Raw genomic sequence first — 8710 nt, forward strand, 5'->3', positions numbered from 1 at the left:
TCATTTGATTTTGGAGGTTTCTTGGTTTGATGTTTTTTTATCAGAATCAAATATTTAGTGTGGTTTTATTGACTTGGATATTCTTTTAGCTCTTGTAATGTTTTCCAATCGACAGTTTTAATTTCTTTTGCTTTTTGTTTGAGATTTTCAATTCCCAGATTAGTTAACCAGTTTTCTATTTTGTCATCAATTTCAAAAAAATCTAAATGTATCGATTCTTTTGAATCTACTTTATCCCGAATTCCAATTGCAGGATAATATTGTCCTAAAAAGTTACAAAATGAAACCAAAAACACCTCAATGGCATCAGGATCAATATTTAAAATAGTTGGAATTTCACCTCGAATGTATTCGAAACACGATATTATAAGATCATAATCCCCATCTATTTGGTCATAAATATCAGGCTCAATTGGCATAAAACCTTTTCTACTATTCTCGTTAGATTCCATACTAATAATTTGTTTTTGGTTTCTTCGGTTTTTGTAATTTTCAAATGATTTATGTAACTGTCAGGAATAATTTTAATGTCCTTTCAATAAATTGATACTAACCGTAGCAATGTCAGCATCTGGAAATCGTTTAAAAATTGATTTATCCGGAAACAATCCTGCTTCGGCAGCGACATTATTAAAGACATCTATTTCAACAATATATTGGTCAGAAAAACCGTGAGTAGCATCGTAAGCTGTTGCGGGAGTTTTTCCTAAATTACCGGCGGCAAGTTTTGGGTTTATCGTGTGTAACTCAATCAGGAGTAAACCAAATTTGCGAACATATGGTGACCATTTTTGTAAATGTTCCAATAGATTATCTTCTACAAGATTGTTGCTGATTCTTTTTCCTCTGTAAGCAAATGCACCGCTAGATTTACTGATTCTGTCTTTGTCGATATGTTTCGGATCAGTCCAAATTCGGTTGTGATCTAGAAAAGTCCTTACGTTAAGTAAATCTTTCAGGTCAATATTATAATTTTCTTTCAAGTCATCCGAAAGTAAATCCGGGCGTCCAATGTCTCCCCAAATTACCTTTGCCCAAATATCTGCCTTTATAAGATTTGCTCTCGTTACTTTCAGCGCAGCCTGATTATAATCTGCTCCAACCAAAAATAACGGATATTCATCGAGCATTTTTCCGCGTAAAGTCTGCCTGTCGATTACTTCAAAAATATGTTGCAGAAAAGCACCATTGCCACAACCCATATCGAGGATTCCTTTGGGCTGTTGTTCAATGGGTAAATTAAAAAGTTTAACAATAATCTCGTCTACAACTTTAAAATAAGTATCGTGAGCACCACCGCTTCCCCAAACATTCATTTCGCGATCAACGTGAATTTCGTTTTCACCGTCGGTTATCATTCTTAATGCGGCAGGATCTCCAAAAATTAATTCTTCAATTTTGGCAAATGTTGGTAAATAAGAAACCGTAACACCATAAGCACTGGCTCTTTTTGCGAAAAACAAACCGTCTTCGGTAAATTGATAATTGCCTTTTTTTTCCAGAAACCATCCAAGATGCACAAAAAAGTCTAATATTTTCTTGAAGTTTTCAGGAGATTTATGAAATTCTTCGGGCTTAAAAGAAGTTTCCATAAAATACTTATGAAACATTCCTTTCATTGCCAAACGAACTATTGTTGGTCCAATTAAATATCCCTCAATATGTTTTAAAATCTGATCCTGAATACTGTTTATCAAGGCATCATCAGAAGGTTTAATTTCGTAGTTTTTTTTATATTTTTCAAAAATAATGTTGAGCTTTTCAAACGGTTCATCTTCGAAAAGACGTGAATGAAACTGAATAGAAAACTGAAGTAAATCGACAACATCTTCATAAAGATAAAAGAGTGAAAAAGCTATTGCTGTCTTTTCATTTACAGAAATCTTAATTTCCTGTGTTTGGTTGTTTACTTCGTAATCTAAAAAACCCTGAGAAGCCAAAATCCGCAAACCAACATTCAGATAACCTTCATTTGCCTTAAAAACATTTACGAGCTCAGTTAATTGTACCTGCTTTTTGTTGAGGATAAACTCTAAAACTGCATTGTTTTTAAGCGCTATTGCTACCGGAGCAATGGCTAAACCGTCAAGATGTCTAAAAATGGAGCTTCGAAGTTGTGATTTATCTGTCATATAAAAAGATTGAATGTTTACTAAAAATAGTATTTTTTTTTAAACTGAGGAACTATGAGTGTCAGAGCGTCTAAATACTATGTTCTTTCTGCGAATTGATGCTGTTTTTATTTGTTTTTAAATTATACAGAACAGCCGAAAAAGTTAAGAAGATTAGTGTAGTAATGATTGATCCTTCGAAACCAAATTCGCTACCACTCAAAACAGAAGGTTCTTTTGGAATGTATTTTAAAATGCTTGTAATTTTTGCCCCACTAATATTACTTCCCAAAATACAGCCCATTGAGAAATTCCAAAAAGCATGTACAATCGTAACTAGAAAAACCGAATTACTTTTTAAATATATTATACTAAAAAAGATACCTGCAATTATAATATTAAGAATACCAATGATGGTGATATTTGGATTAAATACATGAAAAATGCTAAAAAAGACAGAGATTAATATCACTTTTTTCATTGTAATATTATTAGCTAATAATGTATAAGGTATAAATCTAAATAATATCTCCTCCAATAATGCTGAAAGAAATATCATTATAAAGTAATAAATAATATTAATATCCCAGTTGTAGTATTCAGTAACTTCGATTAGCCTAAAACCAATTAAAGAAAAATATACTATAAATGGCATCGAGAAAGAAAATATAATCAAACTGGTATAGAAGAACTTATTGATAAAATTAGCTTTAAAAAGCCCAAATAAGTCGTTTTTCCTGAATAAATACAAGATATATAGTAGCTGAGGAAAAAAAGTAGAAATCCAAATTCGATAAGTGAATTCATTTTTTTTTAAATCAGGAAAAGCAATAAAAAGAAAGGGGATTGAAATAAAAGAAATATACAAAAATGCCTTGATGTAAAAATTAAATATTTTTTTCATTTATTGCTATTTATTGTTGCTTATTGGTTAATATAAAATAAAGCTTTACCTAATATTTCTCCTAAAAAATAAAAGCAAAAGATGAAAAATAATGAAGTATAAAGGATAATTAGCGGCTTTTTATATTTTTTACCTAGAAAATATTTTTCAAATATATTTTGATGTTTCATAAAATCTTTTTTTTAATTATTAATATATAAATGCATCTTCTGAGTTTCAATTTCTAAATAGAATGTTTAATCTTTAATTTTTTTTCTCTTTTATTAAAATATACAATTATAAAAAGAGTGGCGAAGGTTATTATAATTAAACAATTCTGAATAAAAAAAATTATGAGAAGTAGGTTTTTATTATAAAAACAATACCATTATATATAGTGTGAGCAATTAAAGCTATTAGTATTGCATGTTTTTGATTCTTGCCTCTCGTATATAAAAAAGCAAATATCAAACCTCACACAAAAGCATACAAGAAATAAAAAATATTGTATAAATGCGATGATGCAAATAGAAAAGCAGACAAAATACAACAGTATTCCATTAAATCTTGTGAGAGTAGAGGTGATTTTGATGCCTTTTTATCTTGTTTTAGTTCCAATACTCACTATAAAAATTTTTAGTTTCCATTAATTCTAAATGATTTCCTGATATAGAAACTGTTTTATCTTCCAGAATATAAATTGTATCAGCAATATTTTTCATCATATTTAAGCGATGCGAGATAAAAAAAATAGCACATTCTTTTTTTATTTTTTGCAAGAGGTTTATAGTGAACTGTTCTGTATTTCGGTCCATTGCTGCAGTAGCTTCATCAAGAATTAGTAGTTGTGGTTTTTTGTATAAAGCTCTTGCCAGAGCTATGATTTGTTTTTGACCTCCTGATAAATTAATTCCTTCCTCACCAACAATTGTTGTTAAACCTTGTGGCAATTGACTGAAATAGAAATCAAAACTATACTCTTCTAGGAATTTTATGAAGTTTTCTGGCGTTTCATCTTTACCAAGTAAAATATTATCGATAACGGTTCCATTAAAAACAGTAATTTCTTGAGGAATTACAGACAATAAATTTCGATAAGAACGTAGACTAATTTCTTTAAGAGAGTATTTATTATTTAGGATAATATTTCCATTTTCAAAATTATAGAAGCGCTGTAAGATTTGACCTAAAGTACTTTTTCCGCTTCCGCTTTCTCCAACAATTGCAATGAATTTTCCTTTTTCCATTTCTATATTTATATCGTGAAAAAGCTCACTTCTTCCTGCAAACCGGAATGAAAGATTCTGTATTGAAATATTATCAATTTCAAAAATCTCTTTTCCCTCTTCGTTTTCTTTTTCTATCGATGCAAATTCATACATTCTGTTAAAGGCAATTTTAGCCTCATTTATAGGGATAGATATCAAGGCTAAATTTGCAATGGAGGGCAATAAAGCACCTACAATACCTAAAATTGCCATTAATTCACCAATTTTAATTTCATTACTAAAAACTTGAACAGAAGTATAAATTAAAATGCTAATAGAAAAAATAACACTTGCTAAACCTGATTGCCAAGATAAGTCAATATTAATTTTGCCAAGATTAAATTTTTTCTGTTGAAAGTCAGCAAAAATATATTCATTTATTTTATTAAAAACAGATTGCTTATTATCATTTTTTATGGTAGCAATTCCTTGAATAGTGTTAATATAATTACTTTCATTAAGGGCGTAACTTTGCATAACTTCTTTTTGCAAAAACATTATTTTTTTGTTCTTGCTGTAAATTATAAAAAAATAAATAGGCAAACTTAATAAAGACATTAATCCAACTTTCCAGGAATAACCAAACAAGAATACTAATGAAATTATAGCAACTAAAATATCAATAATTAAAGTACTAGTCAGCATTTTTATTACACCCTGTACACGTTGCACATCGTTTAATCGCGCAACAAGCTCTCCTATTTGGCGAGTATCAAAAAAAGGCTTAGGTAATTGTAAAAGTGAAGAGAAAAATGATTTATTTATTCGATTATTAAAGTCTTTAGACTGTTGTAGTAAAAAGTATTCCCTTAGAACTGCTATTCCTACTTTAGCCAAAAGTAAAACTACCAATAAAGAAATTCCTGAGATAAGCTTTTTAATATTATTTGAAGGTAAAATATCATCTATCAGTTTTTGAGAAAACAATGCCATTGACATTCCCAAACCAGCAATAAAAACGCCTAATAAAACAGAAATACAAATAATTTCATAATCTTCTTTTAGTAAGTCAAGAAACCATTTTTTTTGAGCATTTTTATCTGTTTTTTCAGTTATAAAATTTTCATTTGGTTCAAGCGTTAAGCAAGTTTTTGAAATCCAAATTGTTTCTAATTGTTCTATTGATAAATTGTAAACACCTTTTGCGGGATCTCCAATCAAGAAACCTTTACTTTCATCATATTTATAACAAACAATATAATGTTGCAGTTGGTTATCTACTATCACATGAAGAATAACAGGCTGTTTGTAGTCGATCAGTGCTTTTATATCTGCCTCACAACCTTCTGCCTTAAAACTTAATTTATTTGCAGCTTGGTACAAACCTAGTATCGTGGTACCTTGTTTTGTTGTTCCGCTTATTTCGCGAAGTTTTTCAATGGACTGATTCCCGTTATATAATTTTATAATCGATAATAAACAAGCTACACCACAATCAGATTGATCTAATTGTAGTGTATGCGTTTTTTGGATTTGTTTTATCTTCATTATATTTTATTGGAGATTTATTTTTTTATCAAAACTTCGATTTGGGTCTGACCTTTTATTTTTTCAATTAGTTTTTGTTTTTTATTATAAAGTACTAAACTCGGTAGTGACTTTACATCAAAAGTAGAAGCGAAAGTAACTTTGTTATCAGATAAAAAATAAATGTTGTCATAAGTGGTTAATTGATATTTCTGGGCAAATGTTTTGATAGTTTCTGTTTTTTCAAATGAGACGAAAATTAATTGGAAATCACGTAAGGATTCCATGTTTTCTTTAATCATTTTGGCTTCTTCGTTACAAAACTCGCACTCTGTATTAAAATAAATAAAAATAGTTGCAGTTTGTTTTTTTAAGTTTTGATTGGTGAAGATTCCTCCATTTATGTTTTGAAATGAAAATTTAGGGATGTTTTTTATATTTTTTTCAATCTCCTTTTTATGTTTTATTTGAGACACAATTAAGTAACTTAGAATAAGGAGAGTAGCAATGAATGTTATAAGAAAAATACCTTTTAGTTTTTTTTTCATTTTTCTGTCCCTTTATTTAGAATAACTGATATTATAAGGCAAATCATTGCAATAGTTCCTATAGAAGTTTGAAGAATATCTCCATTATAAAAGAAATATCTAATAATATGGGCAATAAGCATTATAATGCATGCAAAAAGAAATATTTTTCTGATTTTAGACATTTTAAGAGTAATTAAGAGTGAAAAACATAATAGTAGTAATCCATAACAATAAAGTAGGGCCATAACTATAAGCGACAATTTTTAGACCTTTATCCATATTGGTTTCAGTTTCTTTACCTATTAAATAAGCAAGGATAAGCCAGTATGTCAATTCGAATAAACTAAGTGTTTGAAACGGATAAATAAACCAAGTCTCTAGTTCTTTATACCCTATGATATTTAGAGCCGACAGAGGATAAAAATATTGAATATCCCCGAAGTTGTACTTAGTTTGAAAAAAAGAAAACCAAATAATTTTAGCAATACCAACTAATAAAAAAACAAACTCTGCTTTAATAACAATAGTCCATAATGATTTGTACACTACTTCTTTCTGACTGAAAAAATAAGTTCCTATATACAATACAATAGCAATTATACTTGTTTTGATTGCTATGTATATTGGAATGAAAAAATAGGAAACCCACTTCCATTTATTTTGAAATTCAAAATATTGATTTAATTGTTGAGAAGTGAGTTTTTCTGCCATTGAACTGTATTGTAAGGCATCAATTTCTAAGATTGCTTTTGTAGCTTCTCCTAGTAATATTAAAGCTAGAGAAAGTAAGAAGCATAATAGATATGGGGTTTTATTCATGAGAATTATATTTTATTGCTCCTCGATGTCATTATAATTTGCTCGTTTCAGTTTTTATTCTCCCTGTAGAGTTTCTTTTTATGAAATAAACCATAAATAAGATGCTTAAAAATGATAAACCAACTAGTGATAAAGTAATATTGAACATATTCTCATTTATAAAAGAGACTGTTGCTGATGTAGTTGTAATTAAAATATTTAATATGCAAAGAAGAATAAAAAACTTTCCTTCATAAAAGGATTTTATTAAAATGGAGATTATCAATAAGTTTAAAAAAGCAAAAAAAAGAAAAACGATACTTATGCAAGTAAAAACGGTAATATCTACTTTATGATTTAATAAAAATAAGAAAGGAAAAGAAAATAATAAAATGGTAATAGGCTGTTTTAATATATAAAGCAGTTCCTTTATTGTTTGTGTTGTCTTTTTATTGACTCTTGAATTACTAATACAAAAAACATTATATTTTTCACTTGGACTTGATATAATAGTTCTCATTGTAATAAATCCATATATTACAGGAAAAGTTACAATATTAAATAAACTCATTAAAAATATAATATCGAGTAATTCTACATGAATATATTTCATAAAAATTAGGTCGATAAAAATAATTGCTACTACAAAAGTATAAAGGGTAATGGATTTCATAATTTGTTTTTTTAGTTATTATAATCCGCCTCGTAGAGACGGATTGTTTTATTAGCTACAGGTATAAGCGGTCATTCCCCAACCAAAGTAACTTCCAGCCATTGCAAAAGCTATTGCACCAACTCCACCTGTGGCTGCACCAATTATTGCTCCAGTTCCAAAAACTAAAGCTCCCGCAATTGATATATAGCAATTTGCTGATGGTCCACCCGCACCTGAACTCCCATCATCAGCGTTTTTAAGTTTTTGCTTTTGACCTCCTAATAAATTCTCCATTTGATTCAATTCTAATTTTTTCATGATATAAATATTTAATTGGTTAATATTAATTTTAATGTATTCTCATTTGTTTTATTTTTAAAGGTTATAAAATAAGTAAACAATCCTAAAAATTCTTCAAACTATAATTCTAGAAAATAACAGTATTTTAAGGTAACCTCTTGTTAAAAAAAAATCTCATTTTCTTTTGCCAAAACTATGGGAAACATTATAATGAAAGCAAATGATCGTTATCGAAATTCAGGAATGTCGATACGCAATTCAGGAATTCGACAAGAAATAAATGTTAAGTGATTGTTTATTAGTGTTTTGATGAATGCCAAAAAAAAATAGAATTTATCATTACAATTCTGTAAAGATGCTCTATTTTTGTAAGAAACTCCAATGTATGTTTCCGTATAAACTTCAAAGAATCTTACTATTATTAATACTTCCTATTTTTTTGGTTGCTCAGCCTACACAAAAAGACCTTACAAAATTGTCTTATGATCAGTTGCATAAATTGTATTTTGATAATGTTGGTAATCAAAAGAAACAAATACTATATACAAATGCCTATATGACTAAGGCAATAAGAGAAAATAATAACATAAGGAAAGCTAAAGCTAATTATCAAATTGCCTTGTTTTATTATAAATCTGATGAGAATAAAGCGATTCAATATCTTGACAGTGTTATAAAATACTCGAAAGGAACAAATG

9 protein-coding genes are annotated in these 8710 nt (G+C 28.6%); 1 reads left to right on the forward strand and 8 read right to left on the reverse strand.

Annotated features, from left to right (window positions below):
• Positions 1–65: 65 nt before the first annotated feature.
• The 8 genes from CHB81_RS07100 to CHB81_RS07135 form a co-directional block, all read right to left on the reverse strand.
• Positions 66–452 carry a hypothetical protein gene (locus CHB81_RS07100; protein WP_089351188.1) on the reverse strand — a complete coding sequence of 129 codons (387 nt, stop codon included), beginning with the start codon at positions 450–452 and terminating at the stop codon, positions 66–68.
• 72 nt (positions 453–524) lie between these two features.
• Positions 525–2132, reverse strand: a complete 1608-nt coding sequence (locus CHB81_RS07105) for a class I SAM-dependent methyltransferase (protein ID WP_089351189.1) — start codon at positions 2130–2132, stop codon at positions 525–527.
• 70 nt (positions 2133–2202) lie between these two features.
• Positions 2203–3015 (reverse strand): CPBP family intramembrane glutamic endopeptidase, encoded by an 813-nt coding sequence (locus CHB81_RS07110; RefSeq protein WP_089351190.1) that lies wholly within the window; start codon positions 3013–3015, stop codon positions 2203–2205.
• Between the two features lie 587 nt (positions 3016–3602).
• The gene (locus CHB81_RS07115) at positions 3603–5750 is read right to left on the reverse strand and encodes a peptidase domain-containing ABC transporter (RefSeq protein ID WP_089351191.1); all 2148 of its coding nucleotides are present in this window, start codon (positions 5748–5750) and stop codon (positions 3603–3605) included.
• 17 nt (positions 5751–5767) lie between these two features.
• On the reverse strand, positions 5768–6277 hold the full coding sequence (locus tag CHB81_RS07120) for a peroxiredoxin (RefSeq protein ID WP_089351192.1): 510 nt from the start codon (positions 6275–6277) through the stop codon (positions 5768–5770).
• A gap of 165 nt (positions 6278–6442) precedes the next feature.
• Positions 6443–7078 (reverse strand): hypothetical protein, encoded by a 636-nt coding sequence (locus CHB81_RS07125; RefSeq protein ID WP_089351193.1) that lies wholly within the window; start codon positions 7076–7078, stop codon positions 6443–6445.
• A 31-nt stretch (positions 7079–7109) separates the two neighbouring features.
• Complete coding sequence (locus CHB81_RS07130; RefSeq protein WP_141130367.1) at positions 7110–7730, reverse strand: hypothetical protein; 621 nt, start codon at positions 7728–7730, stop codon at positions 7110–7112.
• A 51-nt stretch (positions 7731–7781) separates the two neighbouring features.
• On the reverse strand, positions 7782–8030 hold the full coding sequence (locus CHB81_RS07135; protein WP_089351195.1) for a hypothetical protein: 249 nt from the start codon (positions 8028–8030) through the stop codon (positions 7782–7784).
• A gap of 367 nt (positions 8031–8397) precedes the next feature.
• On the opposite strand from CHB81_RS07135, the gene CHB81_RS07140 reads away from it, so the two are divergent.
• Positions 8398–8710, forward strand: a 313-nt coding sequence (locus CHB81_RS07140) for a hypothetical protein (RefSeq protein ID WP_141130368.1), incomplete at its 3' end; no start/stop codon positions are given.

The sequence above is a fragment of the Flavobacterium sp. ov086 genome, from assembly GCF_900187965.1.
Taxonomy (GTDB): domain Bacteria; phylum Bacteroidota; class Bacteroidia; order Flavobacteriales; family Flavobacteriaceae; genus Flavobacterium.